This is a genomic window from Candidatus Nitrospira nitrificans (assembly GCF_001458775.1).
In the GTDB taxonomy this organism is placed as follows: domain Bacteria; phylum Nitrospirota; class Nitrospiria; order Nitrospirales; family Nitrospiraceae; genus Nitrospira_D; species Nitrospira_D nitrificans.
This window is the reverse complement of sequence record NZ_CZPZ01000035.1, coordinates 37206-62744: the sequence shown is the minus strand read 5'-3', so window position 1 is coordinate 62744 and position 25539 is coordinate 37206. Positions and strand designations below refer to the sequence as shown.

Sequence of the window (25539 nt, the reverse complement as noted above, 5' to 3'; positions counted from 1 at the left end):
AAAGCCAATCGAGAACATGCCCTACAGTTGAATAAAGGCGTACTGTGGATTTCCCTAGTGGGTCTGCCCAATTATCTGGATAAGATACAATTGTGGGCCGCCCTTTCTCAGGATGCACATATGCTTTCACGCCCGCGTGCGTAGTGGGCGTGATGTCTCTTCTCATGGGATGTATCTCGCCGACCGCGCTTCATCACGCGGTGTTGGCTTATGATCGAAGCGTAGAACGGGTGACCAGCGAGCAACTGTTGTTGAACATCATTCGCGCTCGATTTTACCAGCCGCTACATTTCACGAAGGTCTCCAGTGTCGCGGCTACGTTCGACTTCCGCGTAAGCGCGGGTATTACACCACCGGAAGGAGATGCTCGAGGATTGGTCGGCCCGCTGTTCAGTGCGACAGCCGCTGAAAACCCGACCATCACCATCGTGCCGATCGATGGTGAGGAATTCACCACGCGCCTTCTAACTCCCTTGGATGAAAGAAAAGTTCTCAAATTGCTCGAGGTCGGCGCGGACGTCGGCATGGCGCTGCAAATGGCGGCCAGTTCCTTGCGGATTCAATCCGACGCCGGAACGGTTGTGTACTTGAATGATCCTGGACGCCCCGAGGAATATGAAGAATTCCAACGACGCGTGGGTCATTTGGCATCGCTCTATGACGAGCATCGGCTACATATCGATCCTGTCATGTCGGAGGAAGCTTGGATCGGGGCGTTGCCGGGGGGTCTCGCTCCCGGAGATGTGTTGGCCGCCTTGGACAAAGGTTATAAATGGAAGTCGGCCGGAGACAAGAGGTATCGGCTGAACCGCATGCGCATCTTGATCGCAAACTATCGCCCGCATGAAGTGGACGATGCGGTGCGTCGAGAATTGGCGGATCGTCTGAGGGAATGGCCGCCGAACGACATTCTCGTCGACATTCGGCCCGGGTTTCCAGGCGGGGAAATTCCCATGACGGGGCAGATCACGCTACGTAGCTTCAACTCCATCTTGGAGTTCCTGGCGCGGGTCGCGCGGGAATTCACCGGCCATGATCTGGATACGACTCGCCTTTTGACGATTGAAGAATCCGAAAGCGCATTGGAGAACGCCGCCGTGTCGGTACGGTATGCAGACCGATACTACGGGATCCGGAAGCCGACGCCGGATAAGCCGAGAGAGATCCGCAATGCCAAGGCTTTCGGCATGTTATATCAACTGTTCCAAATGATGGTGCAGCCCGTTGGAGCCCCCGTTCCCGGCATTACCATTGCGAAATAGTGAAGACCGACCGCGCTAGGGGAAGTACCAGTATCGAATCTGCCGGAATCCCGCTACACATTCGAATGACATTCCCTTCCCAGAGGAGGAGTCCGACATGGGCCACTACATCACGAATATTGAAGAAGCGACGATTACAAATGACATGTTTCGCAAGGTCTTGTTCACCGCAGCGCACAGTCAGCTGGTCCTGATGAGCCTCAGACCGGGGGAAGATATCGGTACGGAAACCCATCGGCTGGATCAATTCATCAGAGTCGAGGCGGGTCGCGGCACCGCGTACCTCGACGGCGCGGAGTATCCGCTCGAAGACGGCTCAGCGGTCGTCATTCCGGCAGGGACCGAACACAACATCAGAAATTCAGGTCATGAGGCATTGAAGCTGTATACCATCTACAGCCCACCGGAACACAAAGACGGCGTGGTGCATGTTGCAAAGCAGGATGCCGTCCGCGACCATGAGGATCATTACGACGGCCGAACTACGGCCATGCTTCAGCAGGTGTCTGCGCCGTAGCGGTAATTGTTTGGTCTTGATTGGTTCGAACGCCGACCACGGACCATTAGTCTCGACGTTCGGAAGAACGGCTGACCAACGATTGTTTGTGGCCATGGTTCGAGCGTTTATACCACATTGTCGATAAAGGAGGACCCGTCATGAACTGGGAAGGGCCTTCATTCGTGGAAGTGAAAATGGATGCCGAGATCAATTCGTATCAGGATGATTTACGCGATGCTCCCGGCGCGAAGGAACCACCGACGGAGTCATCCGTGCTACTTGTCAAGGTTGGTGAGAGGATGTGATGCGCCTTCGGGTCCTAGGTTCGGCTGCGGGAGGAGGCTTCCCGCAGTGGAACTGCGCCTGTGTGAATTGCGGAGACATGAGGAAAGGGTTGATCGCTGCGAGCCATCGGACAGAAGAATCCATCAGTCTCAGCGCGGATGAGGATAACTGGTTTCTGGTCAACGCCTCTTCGGACATTCGCGCTCAGATCGAAAGCTGTGCCTTCCTCCATCCTCGTCGATCCCGTTCGACGCCGATCCAAGCCATCTTTTTGACCAACGGAGATCTGGACCATTGTTTGGGACTCCTCTCGCTACGGGAGAATCATCGGCTCGTTCTCTATGCGACCGACTCCGTGCGTCGCGGATTCACCGAAGGCAACGTCTTCTATCGGACACTCCAGCGTTTCGCCGGACAGGTCACGTGGCGGACGTTGAAACTCGATGTCGAGGAACCGGTGTCGGATGCGGCCGGAAGACCGTCGGATCTGACGGTGACGGCCGTGGCCGCTCCGGGCAAGCTTCCGATCCATTTGGAAGGACTCGTTTCATCCGTCGAGACGGAGGTGAATATCGGACTCCGATTTCGCCACTTGCTCACGGGAGGAGTGCTGGCCTATTTCCCCGCTGTCGGCCGGATCACGCCCTCGGTTCTCAATGCGCTCGAAGGTGCCGATTGCGTGATGTTCGACGGGACGTTCTGGTCGAGTGATGAGCTCTCCGCGCCGGGCTTCCTTGAAAAATCGGCGGAAGATCTCGCCCATTGTCCCGTCGGCGGATCAGAGGGAAGTCTGTCGCGGCTTTCGAATATCGCCGCTCCTCGCCGGGTGTTCACCCATATCAACAACACCAATCCCATGATACGAGAGGATTCTCACGAACGACAACTCGTTGCGGCGGCAGGGTGGGGAGTCGCATGGGACGGGATGGAGATCCTATTGTGACGATGAAGGACAATCACCATCGGGATCGACTCCCACAGGATGTCTTTATCGAATGGCTCAAGCGGGAAGGCTCTCGTCGTTACCATGACCACCATCCTTTCCATACACTGATGCACGACGGGAAGTTAACGAAGACCCAGCTACGGCAGTGGGTGCTGAACCGCTACTACTATCAAACACGAATTCCCATCAAGGATGCGTTCGTCATCGCGAAATCCGATGACCCGGCCTTTCGGCGAATGTGGCTCCGCCGCATTCGGGACCATGACGGCGACCAGGAAGGGGAAGGCGGACTCGCCCTCTGGCTTGAATTGGCGCGAGGCGTCGGACTCGACGCCGAGGAGGTGAAGAGCCATCGATACGTGCTCCCGGGAGTCAGGCTCGCATGCGACGAATATGTCGGATTCGTCCATGAGGCTCCGCTTATCGAAGCGGTGGCCTCCTCGCTCACGGAATTGTTTGCGCCCTCTCTCATGGCGCGGCGCCTCGAAGCCTGGAGACGACATTATCCCTGGGTGAGCGCGGAGTGCTTGGAGTATTTTCAGTTGCGCATCGCTCGCGCAACGCTTGATTCGAACCAGGCCGTCGAATTCGTGGTTCAGCACGCGACCACCTATGCCCTCCAAGAACGATGCGTGAATGCCTTGATCAAGAAGGCCGATATTTTGTGGACCATGCTCGATCATCTCTTCTTGGCCTATGTCGAAACGGGATCAGAACGAAAGCGCAGAGCCTATGCCCATCATCGCGATCAGACCTCGGCTTAGCCCGAAAGTTCGCCTTCGAGTCGATCGGCATACCGGCCGCCACCTGCTGTTATACCCAGAAACAGGGCTTGCCCTGAACGACACCGCCGCGGCGATTGCCCGTCTTTGCACGGGCGAATGGACGATCGATGACATGGTCGATCATCTCGCCCGAGCCTATGATGACGTGTCTCCTGCCGAAATCAAGCGAGGGGTGCGCGAGTTTCTGGGCATTCTTGCCGATCGTGGCCTGCTTCGATGCGCGACATGAACAACACGTATCGCCCCTATACGTTGATCGCCGAACTGACCTATCGGTGCCCGCTTCACTGCCCCTATTGTTCGAATCCGTCGGACCTTGTAGGGCATGAGAGCGAAATCGACGCCGACACCTGGATGCGGGTCTTTCAGGAAGCCGAAGAACTTGGCGTGGTTCAACTCAACCTCACGGGAGGCGAGCCGTTGTTGCGGGATGATTTGGAACGGCTTGTCGAGGAGGCCCGCAAGCTCGACCTCTATACGAACCTCATTACGAGCGGTATTCCACTTACATTCGAGCGGCTCTCCCGACTTCGCGCGCTGGGTCTGGATAGTGTGCAAATATCTATTCAAAGCACGAGATCGTCCGCATCGGACCGAATCGCCGGAGCGACATCCTTCAGCCGCAAGCTGGAGGCCATGCGATGGGCCGTGTCGCTCGAACTTCCCTTGACCCTGAACGTCGCGCTCCATCGAGAAAATATTTCTGAAATCGAAGAGATCATCGCTCTGGCGGAACGTGTCTCCGCCGAGCGGCTCGAGTTGGCGAATACGCAATATCTGGGATGGGCATTGAAGAATCGTGTCGCGCTCCTGCCCGCTCGGGAACAAATCGAGCGCGCGCGAACCGTTGCGGCTGAGGCCAAAACGCGTCTTCGCGGCAGAATGGAAGTGCTCTTCGTCACGCCCGACTATTACACGGAGTATCCCAAATCTTGCATGGAAGGATGGGGGCGCCGGTTCATCGTGATCAATCCGGAAGGGCTCGCATTGCCCTGCCATCTTGCGCATACGGTACCAGGATTGCGCTTCGAGCATGTCACGCAGCGCCGGCTTGCGGATATCTGGCGCCATTCAGCGGGATTCAACCGATTCCGTGGCGACGAATGGCTGCCCGATCCTTGCAGGACCTGTGCGCGACGCGCCGTGGACTTCGGAGGCTGTCGCTGCCAAGCGTTTCATCTCATCGGAGATGCCGGGATGACCGACCCTGCCTGCTCACTCGCTCCCGGCCATGACGTCATTGAGTCGGCAAAAGCTCAGGCCGGTCGCAACGCCGGAGTCCCGGTCCTGTTCGAGCATCGGACCGGTCGAATGGTTCGTATCTCGTGAAGCGTGAAGAGATCGGAAGATCCTGCCTTATAATCCATTCATGAGGAAGTCATCATGAGCACAAAGCGCGTGAGAACCAGCACGGTTATGAATCGCCTGGTCGGGCCGATCTGCGCGTCGCTGACACTGTTCTTCTTCGGGAGCCGGATCGAAGCGAGCAGTCTTCCTCTCGAGACGATCAAGCTTCCTTCTGGTTTTACCATTGCCCTCTACGCGGACAATGTTCCGAATGCGCGCGGCATGGTGCGAGGGCAAGACGGTGTGCTCTTCGTGGGGACAAAAGACAAAGGCGAGGTCTACGCTGTGCTGGATAAGAACGGCGATCAGCGCGCCGATGAAGTGCTGACGATCGCGCGCGGGTTGCGCATGCCGGTAGGCGTGGCGTATCGAAAAGGCTCGTTGTACGTCTCCTCCGTGGATCGCATCTTGCGGTTCGACGATATCGATACGCAATTGAAAGATCCGCCGCCTTCGGTGGTCATCACGGACCGCTTTCCGAAAGAGACCGGGCACGGATGGAAGTTTATCGCATTCGGTCCCGATGGGAAATTGTATGTGCCGGTGGGAGCGCCCTGCAATATCTGCGAACCCGACCCCGATCGCTATGCGCTCATCGGCCGTCTCAATCCGGACGGGAGCGGATATGAAATCGTCGCGCGCGGAGTTCGAAATTCGGTCGGCTTCGACTGGGATGCGATCACCCATGACTTATGGTTCACGGAGAACGGCCGCGATTATCTCGGAGACAATCAACCGCCGGACGAACTCAACCGTGCGGCGAAGGCCGGACTGCACTTCGGCTATCCCTATTGCCATGGGAGAACGATTGCAGACCCGGAGTACGGCCGCACACATGCTTGCGGCGAATTCACGGCGCCTGCCGCCGAACTGGGCCCGCACGTCGCGTCCCTGGGCATGCGTTTTTACAACGGCACCATGTTCCCGAAGGAATATCGGAATCAAATTTTTATCGCCGAACATGGGTCTTGGAATCGGAGCGAGAAAGCCGGATATCGGGTCACGCTTGTGTCGCGGGATGAGCAAGGGCGAACGCGATATTCGGTTTTTGCGGAAGGATGGCTTCAAGGGCAACGGGCATGGGGTCGCCCTGTTGATGTCCTCGTGATGCCCGATGGAGCGCTGCTGGTTTCAGACGATTCGGCCGGGGTGATCTATCGAATCACCTACAGCGAACCATAGTCGAACAATGCCATCGTCTCACTCCAGAAACCAGGGGAATCACCGGTAGACCAAAAAGGTCGGTCTGGTCTATGGATTAAAGATAATGAATACTCTCTCTCATCAGAGACCCACATTCATGAAAGATGTTGTATGTGCCGCATTGAAGGAAATAACACATCTCTCAGAAGAGGCGAATGTACCGGAGGCGGATCATGCCCGATAGCACAGTGAAGAAAGTCGATTCACGCCATTCTCCAAGCGGCGACATGGGACAAAAGTACCTGGCGTCAGGAAAATCCGTTTCGATGAGGCTCTGGGAGGATCTGCAACCAGGCGCGCCGAAGGACATGCAAATGCGTGACTATGAAACAGTAGGCTACGCGATCAAAGGGCGTGCTCAGCTCAATATCGAAGGCCAGACGATCCTGCTCGAAACCGGCGATTCGTGGGTTGTACCGAAGGGTAGTCGGCACAGTTTCATCATCCTCGAGCCATTCACCGCGGTGGAAGCCACGGCTCCTCCGGCGGAGGTTCACGGAAGAGACGAGTAGCGCTGCTAGGGTCCTGTCGTCACAAGAGGGCGAGACGTTTGTTCGCCTCTATCGCCGGCAGTGCGAAAACCATTCGGGAGAGAAGTAAAACCCCACTCATCATTTTCTCGCTCGTGATTAGGCGGTGATGGCGCCGGGCACAATCTTCGTGCGTCTGTCCGCAGGTCACGAATCTAAAACAGCCGTCTGAAGGAAAGATGAATCACGATGTCACTCGTCCCATGGAAGCGGCGAGCCCGCGGCGCCGCTGGGCGGTTCTGAGGCAACGCCACAATTCTTCTCCATAAGGGACCGCGATGAAGATAGCGATGGAGCTGAAGAACGCGATCAAATAGGGAGGAGCGATAGGATCGGCTTTGGGGCGTAACTCAAAGCGTGCGGGCTGGATTCCCATGCCGAGTAGAGCTTGAAATTGGTCCCAATACAAGACGGTCACAAAAGACACGGCCATGATGGGCAACACTTCGAGGAAACTATGCACATGCTGCTCCAGCGGGCCGATGTACCGTCGGGTGTGGGCGTAACCGACATCCCACAAAGCCGTGGCTTCGTGTATCACGAGAGCAACGATCATAACGGCGATGATCAGCGCGTTGATGTCGAACAACAATCCCACGACAACCGGAATTCCAGCCTCCCCGAGTTGGAGCAGATGAAGCACCGACTCCTTGGTGCCTGAATTGTCTTCGATATGCGTACGTTTATGCAGGAAATAGTCGGTCAGGCCGGCCAGAAGCCATAGCGGCAAGATGAAGTACAGCAGATACTGACGAACCAGAATGGCGGGATCGACCATAAGGTATCTCGACCTTGAATACCGATCCCATGATGCGAAAAGTCTGATTCGAAGACCACTCGGTCGCCCCCTAGTTATAGGCGAAAGTCGGGTGCCGCTTGTCACAAACAGGAAGATGCCCGGAAGTCGCCCGCAGCGCTGCGTACTTCAGTTGATCAGAGACATTACGATGGACAAGCTGTCCCCTGTCGGACCGCCTATCTGCACATGCAGAATATTGATGGTAGTCGGACGGAACGTTCTAACTCTACCCTAAGACATAATGAGTCAAAGTTTCCTGTCATTTCCTCCGGTTTGCGCTCTCGAGTACGCAGAAAAGAGCTTGAATCAATCAAGGCCTATCTCTTGCACTTGCACAATGTAGTACGAAACACGAATCGGCCAAGAGGCTCGGTTCATGTGATCGAAGATGTTGCGAGGGGGCGTGAACCACACATGGCCGTCTCGCGCATATCAGTGACGCTGGTTCTGACTGGGATAGGGGAGGGCATCAAATGATGAATCGGGACAGGACAAACGGGAACGATGAGGAGATCGATGCCGATCAGGTTATTCGTGATTACGAGGAACAGGAGCCTGCCGCTCTGGGGCAAGATGAGGATCAGGTAGAGGTGGAATGGTATGAGCAAGCGAAACAGGATACAGGGGAACCACCGGAGACTCTTTTGACCGGAGGCGATATCGATGCGGATTGGAGGCAGGCCCATTTCGGTGGGGATGAGGTGGTCGGTGGATCTAACCCGACACCCGACCAAGATATCGTAGATGAAATCGGCAATGCCGTGGGGGTGACGTATGAGGACACGGAACCTCTGCGGCCTGAGGAGAAAATCGCCCAGCGCGACCAGGAGCGTTGGGAGCTCAATCCGGTCTCGTCGGAAGACTATGCAGAACGGCAAGCCACCGACGAAAAACCGTCGCAAGTCGAGACCAAACAGAACGTACTCAAGGATGAGGCGCCCTCGTTTAAAAAGCGACCTAAACGAAAGTAGCGTGAGCCCGGAAATGATCGATTGGAGGTGGTTATGAAGGGTTTGAGATCCGCGGTTCTAATTTATATCTCGATTGTCTCTATCTGCGCTCTCGTTTTGGTCGTCTCTTACCTGTCCGTTGAATCTTCGTCAACACCTCAAACGATTCCGGCGTCAGCCGGCGCGGGACAGGATGACCCAGGTCCTCCGATCGCGGCAGGAACCGTGGCATTGGTCGTCTATACCATTTCAATTCCCGAATACAACCTCACCATCCCATCCAACTTCAGCCGGTTCGCGTTCGGCCAAGAAGAACTCCTGCCCCACCTTGAAAAGGCGATCACGGGAATGAAAAAAGGTGAAGTCAAACGAGTCGACCTCGGTTCCCAAGAGACATTCGGCCCATACGATGAATCAAAGCAGATAGAGATCAGTAAGGATCGTTTGCCGGAAGACGTTGAGCCGGGAATGATGCTGTCCATGGAAGACGGGACACCATGCATGGTCGTAGATCTGTCGGAGAACACGGCCACAATAGACTTCAACCATCCATTGGCCGGAAAACGAGTGGTCATCGACGTGAGAATTTTAGACGTCGAGGTGCCGCCTGGCGATGGGTTGCATCCGCTACAGGAGGACGGGACCGGCATACAGCTTCGAGTTTGATATCGCACAGGCTGCATTTCGTGCGCTGTTTTTCAAGAGGGTGCCGGCCGCTTTCCCAACGGGTAGGCGTTTCTGAGATGGAATCCGAGCCTAAAGAACTACCAGTGCCAATAGGCTCGCTCAAGGAGATGCAATGAGGTCCAATATGATCCCGGCTACCGGCACCCGTGTTGAGCGGCAGACTGCCGCTCAACACAACTTGCGCATCCGCCGACAGACCGAGCGGAGTGTTGCAAGGCACTATGCCAAGAGTCACTATGAAATCACGCGCCGACTGCGCGATCTGGACCACGAATGGGACATTGAACGTGTCCTCGAAATCAACGCCGCATCGGTCTCATTGATCGGTCTGATCGCTGGGGCCATATGGCACCGGCGTGCGTTTGTAGTTCCTGCCGTCGTGGCCGGTTTTCTTCTCCAGCACGCGCTGCATGGGTGGTGTCCTCCTCTTCCGCTCTTCCGTCGACTCGGATTCCGGACGGCCAGGGAAATTTATATTGAGCGAATAGCTCTAAAATTTCTGCGAGGAGATTTCAAGGATTTCTGTCAGGAGGATGTCGGAAATGCCGGTCCACTTATGGCGGCTGCGAGCAAATAAGAAGCGAGAGGACGACCGATGCCAGTGAACAACACCATACGGCGGCTCTATCAATGCGGGCAAAGCCCTTGGCTGGATAATCTCACCAGAGACATGATCACCAGCGGAAGACTCAGGCGATTAGTCCGTGAACAGGGCCTCCGGGGAATTACGGCCAATCCGACCACATTCTGCGCCGCGTTGGCAAGCAACGACTACGACAGCGATATACAAGAATTGGCAGAGCAAAAGAAAACCACGCGGCACATCTTCGAAGCCCTGCTGATCCGGGATGTTCAACTTGCCTGCGACCTGTTGCGGGAAGTCTACGAATCGTCGGATGGACTGGACGGTTTCGTCAGTTTGGAAATTGCGCCGCACCTGGCTTACAACACGGACGAGACGATGATCGAAGCGCGCCGATACAGAGAGCTCGTCGATCGACCGAATCTGTTCATCAAAATTCCCGCCACGGAGGCCGGCATTCCGGCGATCGAGCAACTCTTGTGTGAAGGAGTGGCTGTCAACATCACATTGTTATTCTCCATTCAGAGCTATCAAGCGGTGATCGAGGCCTACCTGTCCGCTCTCGAGCGAAGAGCCACCGATAACCTCCCACTGCGGCCGGTCGCCTCAGTGGCCAGCTTCTTCGTGAGTCGAATCGATACATTGGTCGATCGCCTGTTGATCCGGCGCATTCCGTCCGCCCATCGCGAATCAGAATCATTGCCGTCTCGGCTATTGGGACGAGCGGCGGTGGCCAACGCGAAGCTGGCCTATCACACCTTCACGCAATCGTTTACGAGCGAGCGATGGAATCGGCTCGCGGCAAAGGGGGCGCGCGTTCAACGGCCGTTATGGGCCAGTGTGGGCACAAAGAACCACGCGTACGGTGACCTCTGCTACCTCGAACCCCTCATCGGTCGGGAGACGGTCGTCACCATGCCTGAGAAAACCTGGTCGGCTTTCGTCGATCACGGGCAGGTCAGGGAGAATGCCGTGGAGGCCGACCTGGATGCGGCGTCGCAAGTGATGCGGGATTTAGAGACAGTCGGAATCAATCTTAACTGTGTCGTATGGCAGCTTGAGCACGAAGGCGTTCAGCAGTTCGTCGATTCATTCGATGCGGCTCTCGCCGCGTTGGAAACGAAGCGGACGCAAGCATTGGGAAATGCCGCGGAAGCGGCGGCGCGGTGAGGACGAATAGCGTCGCTCATCATCATGAGGGAGAAGCGACATGGTGAAGGTCGCCATCAATGGGCTGGGGCGAATCGGTCGGGCAACATTCAAGATAGCGGCCGGCATTCCTGAACTCGACGTCGTCGCGGTAAATGATCTTATTTCTCCGGACAACCTCGCCTATCTTCTGAACTACGATACGATCTACGGGCGATTCCCCAGCAGAGTCAAAGCCGGCGACGGAATGTTGACCATGAACGACCGATCCTATCGCGTCTTGGCCGAAGGCGACCCGGCTCGGCTACCGTGGGGCAAGTTGGGAGTCGATATCGTGTTTGAATGTACGGGGCGATTCAACGCCAAGGACGAACTGGCACGGCATCTTCAAGCCGGCGCCAAACGCGTGATTCTTTCTGCGCCGGCCAAAGATCAGGACATTCCCATTGTCGTATATGGCGTGAATCCCTACCGAGAGGCGGACGGGCCCATTCTCTCCTGCGCGAGCTGCACGACAAATTGTATCGCGCCTATCGTGGAGATCATGGATCGGCGATTGGGAATTCAAAAAGCCGTCATGAATACCACGCATGCCTACACGGCCAGCCAAGCCATCGTTGATAAACCAAACAAAAAATGGCGCCGAGGTCGGGCGGGCGCGATGAATCTCGTCCCCTCCAGCACCGGGGCGGCTGCGGCTACCACGCGCGTGCTGCCGCAGCTCAACGGAAGATTTATAGGCACTGCCGTCCGGGCTCCCGTTCCGATCTGTTCCATCGCCGATGTCGTCATGGTGACCGAGCAGGCGACCTCCGTCGAACGTGTCAATGCGATCTTTCTGGAAGAGGCTCGGAGTGAACGATATCAAGGAGTGGTCGGTGTGACCGAAGAACCGATCGTCTCTTCCGACATCATTCACGATGCTCGCGCTTCCATCGTCGACCTCGATATGACTCAAGTGGTCGACGGCAATCTGGTGAAGGTCATGAGCTGGTATGACAATGAGTGGGGTTATGCCAGCCAGATGGTGCGCCAAGCCATGAGCATGGCGCTGATCGTTCCGGTTGAACCGACGTTGTCCTCGCACCATTGAGATCATGCTCCCGCTTTTCTCGAATCCGTCTTCCCCGTCACAGCGCCAAGCGAGGAGGTTGCATTCATGTTTGCGCCGAGGTTCCATGAATTGCCGGGATTGTTGATTCCGATCACCCAGGGTAGAAAGAAAAAGGGCCCATGAGTCTTCGAGACTATACGCGCAAGCGAGATTTCACCAAGACGTCCGAGCCGCTTGGGAAAAGAGGGCGAACCGCCGGCAAGTCGGAAGGACTCTTCGTCATTCAGAAACATGCGGCACGACGTCTCCATTACGATTTTAGGCTTGAGCTTGGAGGGACCTTGAAAAGTTGGGCGATCCCCAAAGGGCCAAGTCTCAACCCTGCCGATAAGCGGTTGGCGGTTCATGTGGAAGATCATCCGCTGGAGTACGCCGGTTTCGAAGGCGTGATTCCGCCCAAACAATATGGAGCCGGCGCGGTGATGGTATGGGATCAGGGACGATGGAAAGCCGAAGGAGATGCTCTCGCCGCCTATCGCAAGGGACGGTTGAAGTTTAATCTGGACGGCACAAAATTACATGGCGGATGGAGTTTGGTTCGCATGGCTCAGGGCCGGGATGCCGACGGGAAAAATTGGCTGCTGATCAAGGAGCGAGACGGGGAGGCCCGAACGAACGGCAACGATGTGACGACGGTTCAGACACGGAGCGTGAAGAGCGGGATGGATCTGGAGGACATCGCGGAGGCTAAAGCAGATGTCTGGCACTCAAACAGACCGGCTGACCGGAAGGGGAGTGAGCCCCTCTTACGGGGCGCTCCCGTGCCGCGTCAGCAGGTGGGTGTTTCAGGAACAACATCTTCGAGAACGGACGATACGCAGGCACGCTTTCCTGATTGGATCCGGCCTCAATTGGCCACGCTTGTCGATACGATTCCGAGGGGAAACGAATGGCTTCATGAATTGAAGTACGATGGGTATCGCATGCTGTGCCGTATTCAGAAAGGCACGGCGCGTTTGTATTCACGAAACGGTTTGGAGTGGACGCACAAGCTGGGCGCGCTGGCGGCAGCCGCGAGCAAGCTTCCGGTCACAGAGGCCTGGCTGGATGGGGAAGTCGTCGTTCTTTTGCCCGACGGCTCGATGAGTTTCCAAGCCCTTCAAAATTTTGTTGACGGCATGACCGGCGGCCAATTGGTGTATTACCTGTTCGACCTGCTCTATCTCGACGGAGAAGATTGTCGGGGGAAGTCTCTCCTCGAACGCAAGGGTCGACTGGCCTCGATGCTGGAAGGCGAACCCAAGCAGGGGGTGTTGCGGTACAGCGCGCATATTGTCGGCCAAGGGGAGACCATCTTTGATGAAGCCTGCCGTCGAAATATGGAGGGCTTGATTTCGAAACGAGGCGACGCTGCCTACGTCTCCGGACGTCATCGCAACTGGGTAAAGGTGAAATGCCAACGTCGGCAAGAGTTCGTCATCGTGGGCTTTACCGATCCGTCCGGGGCACGGCAGGGATTTGGCGCCTTGCTGCTTGGTGTGTACGAAGAGTCTGGGGCACTCAAGTATGCCGGTCGAGTAGGCACGGGCTTTTCAGAGGAAGGCTTGATAGGATTGCACCGCAGGCTCAAAAAGCTCGCGCGATCACAAGCCCCTGTCATCAATCCGCCGTCCGGGTATGACGCCAAAGGCGTGCATTGGGTGCGCCCGAAGTTAGTGGCGGAAGTGCGTTTTGCGGAGTGGACTCAAGAGGGACTCTTGCGTCATGCGGCCTTTCTTGGGCTGCGCCCGGACAAATCTCCACGCCAAGTCGTGCGGGAAGAGGCCCATTCAACGTCGGCCCTCCTTCAGGCGCCTGCCCAACCAACCGAAACTTCATCACGATCCCCACGATCCCATGGACGCCGGCGGTTCGCCGCAAAGGCACGGGTGAATCTCGAGACGTCCCGTAGCACCAAGATTGCGGGCGTGACGCTCACCCATCCCGATCGGGTGCTGTTTCCGAGCATCGGGGTCACGAAACTGGAGTTGGCTCGGTACTATGAAGGCGTCGCCGAATGGATTCTGCCGCATCTCAAGAACCGTCCGCTGAGCTTGGTCCGTTGTCCCGAAGGACATGAAGGCGGGTGCTTTTACCAGAAACACGTCACGGAACAGGTCGCTCCCGCGGTCAGTCGGATCGTCATCCAGGAGAAAGACGGTTACGCCTGCTATATGATCGCAACGTCTCTTCCAGCCGTCATATCGCTCGTTCAGATGGGGGTATTGGAGTTTCATACGTGGGGATCGAGTCGGAACCGACTCGATCGCCCGGACCGCATGATATTGGATCTCGACCCGGACCCGGACTTGCCTTGGAAAAAGGTGATTGAAGCTGCGCAATTGACGAAAACATTGCTCGATAGCCTTGGGCTCGTCTCGTTTGTGAAAACCACAGGTGGAAAGGGTTTACACATCGTCATCCCCTTGCAGAAAACAAAAGGTTGGGAGGAGGTCAAGGCGTTTTCGAAGAGGGTCGCCGAACACTTGGCGCATGTCGTCCCGTCTCTGTTTACGGCCAATATGGCTAAACGCGCGCGTCGCGGGAAAATCTATATCGATTATCTCCGCAACTCCTATGGGGCGACGGCCGTGGCGGCCTATTCCACGCGGGCCAGGCCCGGAGCTCCCATAAGCGTTCCGCTTGCCTGGGACGAGCTACCACGAGAAGTATCGCCCCATCGCTTTACTGTTCAGAACATCCTGGAACGTCTTCAGCAACTGCGCCAAGATCCTTGGATCGACTATTCCAGGGTCAAACAACACATTTCCGTCCGCATGACAGCCATGCTGCGACTCGAGCAGGAAGGTACTCGGTCTTCGGGATAGGACTGGACCGTCTCGCCGGCAACTCCGACACGAATAGCACCCCGGATACTGTTTCTTTTATGCGCCAGGATACTTTTCTAGGCGTTCTCCTAGGTGTGTCCGCGGTCATTGCAGAGTAAGTTGTGAACGAAAGAATGGAATGATCATCAGCGAGCAACGACTATGGAAAAGATGAACGAGAGACGAATTGGACTCTGAGAGACAAGTTGGCCGTTGCGGTGAATGACGAAGGACAGCGAGATGCCGCGGGACACTCCCATACTACGCATGTGTCAGCGCAGTTACTCATAAAATGCACTCGGATGGCTTTGCGGCGCATATCTTGCCTTTGTACAGCATACTGACAGGCAGGTGTAGACAGCCAATGATGAGGGCCTAGTCTCAGCACGAAGAGGATCCAATGACCAAACCACATCACCCGCAAAACAATGGCAGCAACAGACAGACCCGCCCCGTAACGGGGAGACTCAACGTCGTGCTGGTTGTGGCTGGAACAGTCAGCGCATTAAGCCTCATTCCAGCGCTCACAACACAAGGGGCATCCGGAACCGGAGGGGGCGAAACATCGCAACAGGCAGGGCAACAAAGCCTGGGACTGCGAGGGGGAGAGTCGTCAAACGTGATCATGGGTGGGCCGGAAATTATCGTGGGAACCATTGAGCACATACAAGGGAACGAATTCGCGATTCGCGGAAATCAGGGCCAGCATGTTCGTCTAAACGTGACCAAAGACACCAACAAGGTTTGTAGCTATAGCGACGGTGCGAGAGTGACGACAGGCCATGGACAAGTTCGAGAACAGTCCGAGATTCCACCGACTCCCGCCATGGAGGAGGCTGCTGTGTCCGGTCGCTCGATGGGGGAGCAGCGACAATCGCATCAGCGGCAGGCTTCTGAAGGAGGACAGGCCTCCACGCCACGGCAAGACCCATCACAGATGAAAGCCGTGGTAGGCACGACGGATTCGGAAGCAAAGAAGGATGCGGCGAAAGGGTCAGGTTTTTCGGTTGGTCCATGCGAATTCAAAGTGGGAGATCAAGTCAGAGTCGAGGGGTCGGATATGGGAACGGTCACCACCATTAAACAGCTGAGCAGCCGATCGTTATCAACGAAATGATCACAACCAAGGACATGGCAAATCATGGCACAGACATTCGAAGGAAAGCGTAAAACCAAAAGTAAGGCCAAGGTGGCTTCACCTATGCAGGCGGAAGAAGACAACCAACTGTTACGTGCGTCTCCGATGCCCGCTCGCCCTTCCGAACGGGAGCAGGCGAGTGCCTCGCGCTCTCCTTCACGGACGCAGCCGAATATGGAGAGTTCAACCGGTCCGTCCGATGGAGCCGCTTCGGCACGGTATGGCGGCGATCTCGAACCGCAAGGTGGTATGGAGTCCGATGATGGCAGAGGAGCGGATATGTCCATTCAGGCTTCTCGGGATGAGCGTACGGCGAGAGCCACGGGAGAGGATGCTCATAGCCGTATCGCGGAACGTGCGTTTTTTTTATATGCGGAGGGCGGCTTCCAACATGGACATGATCTTGATCATTGGTTGGAAGCCGAGCGGGACATCACGATTCGGTACTGAACGGTCACATTAACTACAAGGAGGTCATCACGATGGGTTACGATCAGTATGATAATGGAGAGAATGCGGGATGGTCGGCTTTCATCGCGGGGGCATTCATCGGCGCCGGCGTGGCGCTTCTGCTTGCGCCGCAGGCCGGTTCTGAACTGCGAGGCATGTTGCGAAACTATGCCTCCGATGCCAAGGATGAGCTTGTCGAGCGTGGTCAGGAAGCGTGGGATGCCGCAGTCGAACGTGGCAAGGACTATTACGAGAAAGGGCAGGAAACTTTAAATGAAGCTGGCCGAACGGCCAAGGAGTTTGCGAAGCAGGGAAAAGATAAAATGGCGGAAGTGGGAAAAGAAGCCACGCAATCACGCGGGTAAGGTTTTCGAACGATCGGGTGCCGCCCATACATGAAGGAGAATTCCATGCGCTTTATGGCGATGCTTTTGACGGTAGGTGTCATGCTTGGCGCAGTAACGGCTTGTCAATCCACCACGGGAAAGACAATGGGGCAAACGGTCAGTGATGCCTCGATCAGCACGGCTGTTCAAACCAAGCTGACCGGCGATCGGGTGTCGAATTTCACCCGGGTCGATGTGGATACGGAACGCGGAATCGTTCAATTAAGCGGAGTGGTGCCGTCTTGGGAACATAAATCTCGAGCTGAGGAACTGGCTAAGCAAGTGAATGGAGTCAGACAGGTGAACAACAATCTCCAAATTCAGGCCTCTCAGGATCCCGACCGGTCGACGGTAAAGTAGTCGATCGTAAAGTCAAAGAGATCCTGTATGACCCACACGATCAGCCAGCCCATATGATGCAGCATCGCCATCGTATGGGCGGGCCGACGTGATGGATGACGGTAAATAGGGCTGCCCTCAAGCTCAGTTCTCTCGCAATTAACGCTCTCCTTTGGTTTCCAGTAAAGGCTGAGTCGCAAGCCCGTGTGAAGCAAACCTCTGCCAATAACGTTTTTTCTGTTATGGATGGAAAAATCGTGACGAGCTGCGCATATAAACCTCGTAGTGGCCATAGAGCGGTTTCACTGGGATGACTGATACCGCCATGAGGAAAAAAGCTCCAATGCCCCCTTCACAAGGGCGAGCAGACTTGCAGATAGGCGACGGCTCTTTCAGCCGACGTGGTGAGCATAAATAGCTAGTCCCATACCTTCACTCTCACATGGGAGACAAGGCCTTATGAGCGATCGATACATCAGCCTCGTCGGACGTTTGCTATTGGGAATGATTTTTGTCATATCAGGATTTCGGAAAGTGGCCGACCCAGGAGGAACGCAAGTATTTATGGAGGCCATGGGGATAGCCTGGGCCACGACATTCTTCTATTTAAGCGCGATCGCGATCGAACTCGTCGGAGGGGTTTCCCTGCTGCTCGGCCTTTGGAGTCGAATCGGAGCGGCACTGCTGGCGCTGTTCATGATTCCCACGACGTTGATCTTTCATGCCAACTTCGACGACCCTAATCAGACGATCCATTTCATGAAAAATCTCGCCATGATTGGTGGACTGTTATATGTCTACGCCTACGGGCCTGGCAACTTGAGCATAGATGCGGGGGCGCAGCGTACGCTGACAACGACCGATCATGTGACCATCAAGCAGGCAGTCAACCAGTGAGAGCCGCTATTGTTTGATCATCATTAGTCTTAAGTTATGCAACAAGCCGGTTAAAGGAAGGTTCTTCCTGACGCAAGTATACAGGCCTCAAGACCCCTTGAGGGAGTGCTTGTTTCGACACCTGCGTCGTCCTCTGAATCACTCGTGCTACTCGGGGGCCACCTGCAATCTCTTAATGTGCGAAGGTTCTCCTCGGCGCTGTCCGCGCGTTTCTGTTTTTGGCCAATATCATATTATTGTCCGATGAAAGGAGCGATCACGGATGGAGCCGGGATAAAGGCTGGCTCCATCCGAAGAATAGAGGCACTCGATCGTCCACCACGCGAGAACTGGTCGTCCCATTCTAGGGGCTATTAAGGAGCGGCCTCTGGGTCTTTCAAATCTCGGCGATCAGTGCTGCCCTGTCCATGGATCGAGAGAACATGGTTTTTGTCATCGACTTTAGCTTCAATTTGATCGCCTGGTTTGATGGGGCCTGGCTGTTGTGTGGACTGCGCGACATGTAGTTTGACTTCTTTTCCGTCTGATTTCTTGACGAAATAATATTCCCCCTCAATCCTCGACAGTTCTCCGAGGACCAACTTTCCCTCCTTACTATCTTTCATGCTGCCTTTCATGTGTTCTGTCCCTGGAGGCGCCCCCTTCGGTCCCGATCCTTTACGGTCTTCTGCCAACGCAGGCAAAGTCATTATGCTGGTAAGGAAAAACAAGAGCATGATCATCACGACATACTTGCCGTGCACTTTACATAACATATGGGCCTCCTACGTTGAGAATGGGAAGAGTTCGACATGGTTGTATTGTACGTCGGCCGACTGCGATACGATGCTAGGTTGCCCCCTAGTCAATGAAAGGGTCTCGATCATGGCTCATACGGGCACCGCTTATCCATTCACGATAGTTCCCCCGTTTGGATGGAGCACCTGACCAGTCATATAATCGGCATCCGCGGATGCCAGGAATACATAACTCGGGGCCACTTCTGCCGGTTGCCCCGCTCGTTTCAGTGGAACATCGGATCCGAATGAGGCCACCTTATCCGGAGGGAAGGTCGATACGATGAGGGGAGTCCAAATCGGTCCGGGGGAAACGGCATTAACGCGAATCCCGTTCTCGACCAAGGATAACGCTAAGGATCTGGTGAAGGAAACGATCGCGCCTTTCGTGGATGCGTAATCGAGCAGCTTCGGACTGCCTTTATACGCCGTCACCGACGTCGTATTGATGATCGAGGCTCCTTGCCGAAGGTGGGGAAGCGCGGCCTTTGTCAGGTAGAACATTGAGAAGACATTGGTGCGGAAGGTGCGCTCCAGCTGAACGGCAGTAATGTCGCCGATGGAATCCCGAGGATGTTGTTCGGCGGCATTGTTCACGAGAATGTCCAGCCGGCCATATGTCGTGAGGGTCTCACTCACGCATTCGATACAAAATGCCTCATCGCCGATGTCGCCTCGCAGGGCGATACACCGTCTTCCTAGTTCCTCTACGAATCGCTTGGTGTCTTCCGCATCTTTATCTTCGCTGAGATAGACGATGGCGAGATCGGCGCCTTCTCTTGCGAACGCAAATGCCACGGCACGACCGATTCCGCTGTCGCCTCCGGTAACAAGAGCCACTTTGCCTTGCAACCTGTCGCCGATCTTCTCCTGGGAAGTCTCCCCCGTGGAGATCGGTCGAGGCATCATTCTGGATTCCTCTCCTGGTCTGGCCTGCTGTTGCGGAGGACGCTGGACTTTACTCATCACAATCCCCTGTGAGTCTGACGAGCCATAGGTCAGGAAATCGGACGATCGTTTGGCCTCATGCAAGCGCGGGAACAGTCGGGGTGGCTGAGCGTTGCATCCGGCGCTCGACGGTCTTCCAACACACATTTTCGAAAAACGATTCGATATAAGACCCCCGTTCCGAAGGCTTGTAGTCCAGAATAAACGCGTGTTCCCATACATCCATGACAAGGAGCGGAATGAATCCGGCAATGTTGCCGGATTCATGTAGCGTGATCCAATGATTGGTCAGCCGTCCGTTGTAAGGATTGAGATAACAGACCGCCCAGCCGACTCCACGCATCTTGCCGACCCCAATGAAATCGACCTTCCATATGTCATACGTCCCGAAACTCTCCACGGCCGCTTGTCGAAACGGTGACTCTGCCGGTGGATCAGGCGATCCATGCATCATGAGATTGCCGAAGTAGTATTCGTGCAAAACCATGCCGTTATATTCAAAACCATAGCGGCGCTTCAGTTCTGAATAGCCAGGCTGTTCTTCTTGATCGATTCGGCCGTCGGCCAAGAGGTTCCGAATGCGGGTAGTCAGATTGTTGGCTTCCTTTACATAGCCTTCATAGAGCGCAAAATGCGTTTCGAGAGTCCGGTCGGATATGCCCTGTAATCCATGGAGGTCATAGGTTTTGGCTTCGTACAATCGAGGAGAAGATGAGACGTGCATGTGGAACCTCATTGAATGTGAGTGAGTGATGTCGGTTGAGAACTTGAGGTGTCGCGGGAAGCAATCTCTTCCTGGATGGTCGGTTCAACGTTCCGAACGAGTTGCAAATGAAATCTCGTGTAAGTTGCCGTGAAGAGTGTCCGAACGACGAAGGGCATGATGCCGAAGGCGGCCACACAGGTCACGACGGCAAGCGAAAATACCGTCGCCCACAACGAGGGGCCGGTTCGCTGCAATTCGGGCAGCGCTGTCACTAGGAGAATATTACAGAGAATGAGAAGGAGCAAAACACTTCCCGTCCCACGCCAGAGCAGGGTCCATCCGATGCGAAGGGATTCAGAATAGGTCGGAACCGCGGCGAATGAAGATCTCATGAGTGTGCTCCAACGAAGGGGATGGACGAAGTGGATGGTGGCACCGGGGTGGATGAAGGAGGAAGCGGAGTAGGTCCTGGTTTGGGAATCGGACCTGGTACGGGTTTGGGAATCGGATCCGTGGGGCCAGGACTGGGTTTTGGTAAAGGATCCGTTTGGGCCACCGGGTAAGAAGGCGCCGACGTACCGTGAATGATGGCCAGTAGTATGATCGTCGAAGAAATGTGGCGCATATTCTCCCTCCTCCGGGCGTACGAAAAATGTCCGCTCTCAACGCAAGCCACGGTGAGAGGTCGAGATCGACTCCCGGACGTCCGCAGCAGAGTATCCGGCTCTGATCAGATAGGCATCATGTATCGGCGTCCCCCCGGTCGAGAGGGATTCAATAAAAATTCCCTCCACTTTGAGTGGAGGTTCAGTACATCTGATTAGACTCACCGGCACGACTAGTGCTTCTCAACGGGCATGTGCATTGGTCATTTCTTGGCACAATGCCGCGCACCGGCGGCATTCCTCAGCGCATTGGCCGCACAGCGGATGTTGGGGGGCATGTTGCTCACACACATGGGCGCATTGTTCGCAGACATCCGCACAGAACCGGCACATGTCCTCGGACCATGAGGATACTCGACTCAACCATTGTGCCGTCAGCATGCAAATGTCGGCACAGTCTCGACACAACCGAATGCACCGCACCATGAGTTCATGGAGTTCATGATCATCCTGATGTTGACCCATGCCGATCATGTCATCAGAGCAGGTTTCGCATATCTGAGCACAGGACAAACAGGCTGTAACGCATTGCTTCTGTTTTTCGGTCAGCGAGCGATTATCATGATGCATAAATGGCCTCCTGTTTCAGGTCCATGGGAAATCTAAAATTCGATGACACAGTTCCGGCACGCCGGTTCTTCATTGATCGTCACGGGAACCTTTGCGATTCGCTTTCCGCGCTCGTCCTGGGAGCTTGACTTCTGCCCGGCGAGCCTTGCTGAGGCCGATGGCGATCGCCTGTTTGCGGGAGGTGACGTTTCGTTTTCCTCGCTTGAGATCGTGCATTTCCTCCTTCACGAATTCGCCTGCTTGTGTCGTGGGCGCTTTCCCCTCTCGCTTGGCTTTCTCGGCTCGTCGTCTGGGTCGTGCCGTAGGCATCATGTGCTCCTTGTTTCCCTGTCTCCATGAAGCGCGGAAATCATGATTTATTGTAAAGCGACAACATGGGACCGCTGAGTCCTCATGGTATCCATGAGATGCTGTAAGGATTCCGACGGAGAACTCTCGTAAGAATAGAGAACCGGGTACCGATGCTGCAGCTCCACAAATAACCGCCCGTGATGATCGAGCGGAATATCGGCGAGAGTGGCCATCGACGTGAGATACTCGCCGCGACCTTGCGCAACATCGCGTTGAAGATTGTTGAAATTGTGCGCAATAAATGCCCGCAATTGCTGTTCGTTTTTAAACAAAGAACCGGGGGTCGTACTGGAGGTAAACTCTTTCGAGGGTTGAGTAAGTTCCCCGGTGGCTTGCGTTGTTCCATTGGAAACCGCCGTGGTGGCATCAAAAGGCGCTTTCACTAACTCCCGAGTGGCATCGCAGCCTAAACACCCGCTTAGCCCAAGGATTAACACAATATGTCGACAATAGAGGGGTCTCATGATCAACCTCATAACAACGTTGTGGGCCTGCCGATGTTTCTTGTTCTCGCTGACCGGTTCGGAATGGCGACAAAATGTATCGGCTCGCCTAGTCCTTCATTCTCTCTTTCAATTCTTTTGCTTTCCCTTTTCCCTTCTCCATCGCTCCTTTGATATCGCCCTTCGCCCGCTCTCCTGCCGCCTTCATGTCATTGCCCTTGGCTTCTTCCTTTAACTCCTTCGCTTCACCCTTGGCTTCTTCGATCTCGCCCTTCACCTGTCCTTTCGCATTCTCCATCTCGGCCTTGGTTTCACCGGCATTACCCGTCGTCGCCATGCCCATGACGCAGACCGTCGCCGCCAGACATCTCATCACCAATTTCATCGCATCCTCCTTTTCAATAAACGATCAAGCTGGATGAATCAGTAACTGATCATACCGGGATGAAGAGGCACGAGGGACTAGGATTGTCCCGAGTGAACTTCATAAATATAAACATCGTGTCGTGCCATGCACGTCGTCCGGCGGAATGCGTCAATCCTGTTAGCGCTTGAATTGGGCCGGACGCGAGAGGACATCTCCCTTGAACAGGTTGTATAAGTAAAACAGAAAGGGAAGGAGGACGACGGATCCTACCAGCAGGCTCGCCAGCAAAATGTCCAATGTTCCGTGAGGGGCCGCATCATAGATCGTAACGGAAGGCTCAACGAGATAGGGGTATTGCGCCAGAGCCCAGTTCCATACGATAGCGACGGCTCCGACTCCCGCCAGGAATCGAGCCAGAATATCGCGTTCGGTGATCAACGCCCAGAGGGCTCCCACATGTACCAGCGCGGTCGCCACGGTGGAGGCGCGACCCAACGCCGTTCTTGCCAAATCTTGATAGATTTCCGGCGCTCCTTCCTGGGCGAGGAACAGGACGATGGTCGCTAGTATGGCGACAAGCACCCCGCTCGCCATGGCCCGGTGTCGAAACAGACGGCGCAAGGTGGGCTCTCGACTCTCGAGGACCAGATACACCGCGGCGAGGTAGGCGACCAAGGCCGTCGTGAGGAGACCCACTGCAATAGGAAACGGCGCCAGCCAAGGATCGACGAAGGTTTCTCGGATCGTGTCGGTCGGCCCGGATGCGCGTCCCGATGCGATCGCTCCAAGGATCAGGCCCAACATGGCAGGGGTCAGCAAGCTGGACCAGGCGAATATTCGATGCCAGATCAGCGGCGCACCCGTGAATCCGTCCGGACGCGATGTGATGTCGTGAGTTTGAACGGCGAAGGCGGTCCCCCGCAACACGATTCCGATGAGCATCAAACTCAGCGGGATATGGAGTCTGACGGAGATTACGCTGAAGGCCGGCGGGAAAGCCGTGAATAGAATCACGACGGCGATGATGAGCCAGACATGGTTGGCTTCCCAGATCGGACCGATGGCCTGATCGATGAGCGCGCGTTGAGACCGCCCTTGACGACCCATGGCAAAGAGAGACCAGATCCCTGCCCCAAAGTCTGCTCCACCGAACAACAGATACAAAGTCAGGGCGCCTACCAGCGCGGCGGCAACTATGAGCTCATACGAGAGCATCGCTCGACTCCTTCCTTACTGTATGTTCCGCAGAGGAAGAGGCGACGTCGGCGGCGGCAATGTGACGCCGGATAGCCCAGACGACGACTGCCGCCAGGAGCAGATACAAGAGAGTGAAAGTCAGCATGGGAATCCAAAGGCCCGGCATGGGAGTCACAGCCTTCGAGGTGCGCATGAGTCCCTGTATGATCCATGGTTGGCGGCCGACTTCGGTCACGACCCAACCGGCTTGGATGGCGATGAATCCCGACGGGGCGACAACGATCAACGTGCGTAAAAGCCCTCGATCCTTTTCAAGACTTCCTTGTCGCCGGCGTACATTCGCCCAGATTGCCACTCCCGCCATGACTAGCCCACAGCCCACCATCAGTTGAAAGGCCACATGGGTGACGGCGACGGGAGGCCACTCTTCAGGGGGGATCTTGTCAAGTCCGAGAACGACAGCCTGAGGATCGCCATGCAACAGGAGGCTCAACCCGCGAGGGATCGTCAGCGCATAATTGACTGTGTGCGTAGAAGCGTCCGGAAGTCCGAACAGCACGAAATCCGCTCCGGCTTCCGTAACGAAGAGCGCTTCCATCGCGGCCAGCTTGGCCGGCTGATGAGCGGCGACCGCCCGAGCGATCAGATCTCCGCTGAACGGTTGAAGGACGGCAGGAATACCGCCGACGACGAGAGCGATGGCCAACGCCTGTCGGTGAAACCGATCGGACGGGCGTCGCAAGAGAAAGAATGCATGGATGCCGGCCACGAGAAAGCCGGTCGCCGCGAAGGCCGCAAGCAACATATGAACCGTTTCATGGAAGGCAAGCGGGTGCAACAACGGGACCAACGGACGGACATCGGCGATTCGCCCGTCAATGATATCGAAACCGGTCGGGGCATTCATCCAGGCGTTGACCGTGACGACAAAAATCGCGGAGGCCATCCCGCTCGCCGCGACGACAAGACCGGCAAGAAAGTGCGCTCGTGGTGAGATGCGCGACCAGCCATACAGATAGATCCCGAGAAAGATCGCTTCCGTGAAGAACGCAAACCCTTCGAGGCCGAAGAGGGGGCCGATGACAGGACCGGCCCGCTCCATGAACGAAGGCCAGAGCAAGCCGAGTTCAAACGAGAGGACGGTTCCGGACACGGCGCCGACGGCGAATAAAATGGCGGTGCCCTTCGACCAGCGCTTGGCAAGGGCGAGATAGGTGTCGTCCCGCGTCTTGAGCCATTTCCACTCGGCAGTCGCCGTCAACACCGGCATCGCAATGCCCAACACGGCAAAGACGATGTGAAAGCCCAAGGACATCGCCATTTGAGAGCGGGCAGCCATAAGATCCGACATCATAACCCT

31 protein-coding genes are annotated in these 25539 nt (G+C 55.7%); 20 read left to right on the top strand and 11 right to left on the bottom strand.

Features of this window, described 5'->3' with window-relative positions; genetic code table 11:
* The first annotated feature begins 152 nt into the window (after positions 1-152).
* From COMA2_RS18355 to COMA2_RS18320, 9 genes are all read left to right on the top strand, one after another.
* Entirely contained in the window at positions 153-1262 is a 1110-nt protein-coding gene (locus COMA2_RS18355) for a hypothetical protein (RefSeq protein WP_139077488.1), read from the top strand.
* Positions 1263-1359: 97 nt separating this feature from the next.
* Complete coding sequence (locus COMA2_RS18350; RefSeq protein WP_090901891.1) at positions 1360-1779, top strand: cupin domain-containing protein; 420 nt, start codon at positions 1360-1362, stop codon at positions 1777-1779.
* A 140-nt stretch (positions 1780-1919) separates the two neighbouring features.
* Positions 1920-2066 carry a hypothetical protein gene (locus tag COMA2_RS20375; protein WP_175304716.1) on the top strand — a complete coding sequence of 49 codons (147 nt, stop codon included), beginning with the start codon at positions 1920-1922 and terminating at the stop codon, positions 2064-2066.
* Positions 2066-2989, top strand: a complete 924-nt coding sequence (pqqB, locus tag COMA2_RS18345) for a pyrroloquinoline quinone biosynthesis protein PqqB (protein ID WP_090901888.1) — start codon at positions 2066-2068, stop codon at positions 2987-2989. Before COMA2_RS20375 ends, pqqB begins: the two co-directional genes overlap by 1 nt.
* Positions 2962-3756, top strand: coding sequence for a pyrroloquinoline-quinone synthase PqqC (gene pqqC / locus COMA2_RS18340; RefSeq protein ID WP_217490823.1), 795 nt, complete (start codon positions 2962-2964; stop codon positions 3754-3756). Before pqqB ends, pqqC begins: the two co-directional genes overlap by 28 nt.
* Positions 3725-4006 carry a pyrroloquinoline quinone biosynthesis peptide chaperone PqqD gene (gene pqqD / locus COMA2_RS18335; RefSeq protein ID WP_090901883.1) on the top strand — a complete coding sequence of 94 codons (282 nt, stop codon included), beginning with the start codon at positions 3725-3727 and terminating at the stop codon, positions 4004-4006. Before pqqC ends, pqqD begins: the two co-directional genes overlap by 32 nt.
* Complete coding sequence (gene pqqE, locus COMA2_RS18330) at positions 4003-5106, top strand: pyrroloquinoline quinone biosynthesis protein PqqE (RefSeq protein ID WP_090901880.1); 1104 nt, start codon at positions 4003-4005, stop codon at positions 5104-5106. Before pqqD ends, pqqE begins: the two co-directional genes overlap by 4 nt.
* A 54-nt stretch (positions 5107-5160) precedes the next feature.
* The gene (locus COMA2_RS18325) at positions 5161-6306 is read left to right on the top strand and encodes a PQQ-dependent sugar dehydrogenase (RefSeq protein ID WP_217490822.1); all 1146 of its coding nucleotides are present in this window, start codon (positions 5161-5163) and stop codon (positions 6304-6306) included.
* Positions 6307-6500: 194 nt separating this feature from the next.
* Entirely contained in the window at positions 6501-6839 is a 339-nt protein-coding gene (locus COMA2_RS18320; protein WP_090902171.1) for a cupin domain-containing protein, read from the top strand.
* Positions 6840-7041: 202 nt separating this feature from the next.
* Here the strand turns inward: COMA2_RS18320 and COMA2_RS18315 are convergent, their stop codons facing one another.
* The gene (locus COMA2_RS18315; RefSeq protein WP_090901877.1) at positions 7042-7635 is read right to left on the bottom strand and encodes a hypothetical protein; all 594 of its coding nucleotides are present in this window, start codon (positions 7633-7635) and stop codon (positions 7042-7044) included.
* A gap of 494 nt (positions 7636-8129) precedes the next feature.
* Here COMA2_RS18315 and COMA2_RS18310 point away from each other — a divergent pair, with 494 nt between their 5' ends.
* From COMA2_RS18310 to COMA2_RS18260, 11 genes are all read left to right on the top strand, one after another.
* Positions 8130-8627 (top strand): DUF6335 family protein, encoded by a 498-nt coding sequence (locus COMA2_RS18310; protein WP_090901874.1) that lies wholly within the window; start codon positions 8130-8132, stop codon positions 8625-8627.
* 33 nt (positions 8628-8660) lie between these two features.
* Positions 8661-9272 (top strand): FKBP-type peptidyl-prolyl cis-trans isomerase, encoded by a 612-nt coding sequence (locus COMA2_RS18305; RefSeq protein WP_090901871.1) that lies wholly within the window; start codon positions 8661-8663, stop codon positions 9270-9272.
* A gap of 133 nt (positions 9273-9405) precedes the next feature.
* Complete coding sequence (locus tag COMA2_RS18300; RefSeq protein WP_217490821.1) at positions 9406-9870, top strand: DUF2892 domain-containing protein; 465 nt, start codon at positions 9406-9408, stop codon at positions 9868-9870.
* An 18-nt stretch (positions 9871-9888) separates the two neighbouring features.
* Positions 9889-11046, top strand: a complete 1158-nt coding sequence (gene tal, locus COMA2_RS18295; RefSeq protein ID WP_090901865.1) for a transaldolase — start codon at positions 9889-9891, stop codon at positions 11044-11046.
* A 40-nt stretch (positions 11047-11086) separates the two neighbouring features.
* Entirely contained in the window at positions 11087-12118 is a 1032-nt protein-coding gene (gap, locus tag COMA2_RS18290) for a type I glyceraldehyde-3-phosphate dehydrogenase (protein ID WP_090901862.1), read from the top strand.
* A 140-nt stretch (positions 12119-12258) separates the two neighbouring features.
* Positions 12259-14946 carry a DNA ligase D gene (gene ligD / locus COMA2_RS18285; RefSeq protein WP_090901859.1) on the top strand — a complete coding sequence of 896 codons (2688 nt, stop codon included), beginning with the start codon at positions 12259-12261 and terminating at the stop codon, positions 14944-14946.
* A 400-nt stretch (positions 14947-15346) separates the two neighbouring features.
* On the top strand, positions 15347-16063 hold the full coding sequence (locus COMA2_RS18280) for a hypothetical protein (protein ID WP_090901856.1): 717 nt from the start codon (positions 15347-15349) through the stop codon (positions 16061-16063).
* A gap of 24 nt (positions 16064-16087) precedes the next feature.
* Positions 16088-16534, top strand: a complete 447-nt coding sequence (locus COMA2_RS18275; RefSeq protein ID WP_090901855.1) for a DUF2934 domain-containing protein — start codon at positions 16088-16090, stop codon at positions 16532-16534.
* A 32-nt stretch (positions 16535-16566) separates the two neighbouring features.
* Positions 16567-16899: a YtxH domain-containing protein gene (locus COMA2_RS18270; protein WP_090901854.1), complete on the top strand. Its 333-nt coding sequence runs from the start codon at positions 16567-16569 to the stop codon at positions 16897-16899.
* Positions 16900-16944: 45 nt separating this feature from the next.
* Entirely contained in the window at positions 16945-17280 is a 336-nt protein-coding gene (locus tag COMA2_RS18265) for a BON domain-containing protein (protein WP_175304715.1), read from the top strand.
* A 438-nt stretch (positions 17281-17718) separates the two neighbouring features.
* On the top strand, positions 17719-18156 hold the full coding sequence (locus COMA2_RS18260) for a DoxX family protein (protein WP_090901851.1): 438 nt from the start codon (positions 17719-17721) through the stop codon (positions 18154-18156).
* 353 nt (positions 18157-18509) lie between these two features.
* Here COMA2_RS18260 and COMA2_RS20370 read toward each other — a convergent pair whose 3' ends face one another.
* The 10 genes from COMA2_RS20370 to COMA2_RS18205 all read right to left on the bottom strand — a co-directional run bounded on the left by COMA2_RS20370 (position 18510) and on the right by COMA2_RS18205 (position 25533).
* Complete coding sequence (locus COMA2_RS20370) at positions 18510-18761, bottom strand: hypothetical protein (protein WP_175304714.1); 252 nt, start codon at positions 18759-18761, stop codon at positions 18510-18512.
* Positions 18762-19040: 279 nt separating this feature from the next.
* Positions 19041-19898, bottom strand: a complete 858-nt coding sequence (locus COMA2_RS18250) for an SDR family oxidoreductase (RefSeq protein ID WP_090902168.1) — start codon at positions 19896-19898, stop codon at positions 19041-19043.
* Positions 19899-19956: 58 nt separating this feature from the next.
* On the bottom strand, positions 19957-20604 hold the full coding sequence (locus COMA2_RS18245) for a superoxide dismutase (RefSeq protein WP_090901846.1): 648 nt from the start codon (positions 20602-20604) through the stop codon (positions 19957-19959).
* Between the two features lie 8 nt (positions 20605-20612).
* Entirely contained in the window at positions 20613-20978 is a 366-nt protein-coding gene (locus COMA2_RS18240; protein ID WP_090901843.1) for a hypothetical protein, read from the bottom strand.
* Positions 20979-21434: 456 nt separating this feature from the next.
* Positions 21435-21716, bottom strand: a complete 282-nt coding sequence (locus COMA2_RS21200) for a four-helix bundle copper-binding protein (protein ID WP_217490820.1) — start codon at positions 21714-21716, stop codon at positions 21435-21437.
* Positions 21717-21890: 174 nt separating this feature from the next.
* Positions 21891-22133 carry a DUF6496 domain-containing protein gene (locus tag COMA2_RS18225; RefSeq protein WP_139077486.1) on the bottom strand — a complete coding sequence of 81 codons (243 nt, stop codon included), beginning with the start codon at positions 22131-22133 and terminating at the stop codon, positions 21891-21893.
* Positions 22134-22177: 44 nt separating this feature from the next.
* A complete protein-coding gene (locus tag COMA2_RS18220) occupies positions 22178-22636 on the bottom strand; it encodes a DUF3015 family protein (protein WP_175304713.1) in 459 nt (152 codons plus the stop codon).
* An 88-nt stretch (positions 22637-22724) separates the two neighbouring features.
* On the bottom strand, positions 22725-23000 hold the full coding sequence (locus tag COMA2_RS18215; RefSeq protein ID WP_090901834.1) for a hypothetical protein: 276 nt from the start codon (positions 22998-23000) through the stop codon (positions 22725-22727).
* A gap of 159 nt (positions 23001-23159) precedes the next feature.
* Positions 23160-24197 (bottom strand): cytochrome d ubiquinol oxidase subunit II, encoded by a 1038-nt coding sequence (locus COMA2_RS18210; RefSeq protein WP_090901833.1) that lies wholly within the window; start codon positions 24195-24197, stop codon positions 23160-23162.
* A complete protein-coding gene (locus COMA2_RS18205; RefSeq protein WP_217490819.1) occupies positions 24184-25533 on the bottom strand; it encodes a cytochrome ubiquinol oxidase subunit I in 1350 nt (449 codons plus the stop codon). The genes COMA2_RS18210 and COMA2_RS18205 overlap by 14 nt, the downstream gene beginning before the upstream one ends.
* Positions 25534-25539: the final 6 nt, after the last annotated feature.